We start from the raw sequence: 612 nt of genomic DNA on the forward strand, positions 1-612 counted from the left end.
GGCGCTTGAAGGATTTAAAAGTGTGCAACTATTTAAAACAGTATTAAATTGATAGCACCGTCCCAACTGTCCCCTTGAGGGGACTACAGGGGGTGTTAGCCAACCAGAAAAGTACAACTAATCCCATGTCAAAAAACAAAATCATACCATACCGAAAAGATCTGAAAGCAAAAGCCCGGGAGCTTAGGGAGCATAGTACACTTTCAGAAATCCTGTTGTGGTGTGAAATTAAAAACAGACAGTTACTGGATTATCAATTTCACAGGCAAGTGCCCATGTTGGATTACATCGTTGAACTGGCACTGGTCATTGAGGTTGACGGGGAGAGCCATTATCATGATGATGCCCCGGAAAGAGACGAAATACGACAAAAGAGGATTGAGCAATACGGAGTGACATTTTTAAGATTTGATGATAAAGATGTAAAGCAAAATATGTCCTTTGTTTTAGATTCAATTCATCAGTGGGTTTCGGATTATGAAGAAAAAGCGGAGGTTGAAATGAGGGACACCCTCCCCCCTGCGGGTACCTCCCTCAAGGGAGGACTTTAGTGCGATTGAAGGATTCAAAGTGTGCAACTATTTAAAAGGCAGTATTAAAATCGATGGCACC

Annotated in this window: 1 protein-coding gene; it reads left to right on the forward strand. The window is 42.0% G+C overall.

Translation table 11 applies throughout. The features are described 5' to 3' along the window. Positions 1-125 precede the first annotated feature (125 nt). Positions 126-551: an endonuclease domain-containing protein gene (locus E1163_RS17430; protein ID WP_155173736.1), complete on the forward strand. Its 426-nt coding sequence runs from the start codon at positions 126-128 to the stop codon at positions 549-551. Positions 552-612 lie beyond the last annotated feature (61 nt).

The organism is Fulvivirga kasyanovii (assembly GCF_009711405.1).
Lineage (GTDB): Bacteria > Bacteroidota > Bacteroidia > Cytophagales > Cyclobacteriaceae > Fulvivirga > Fulvivirga kasyanovii.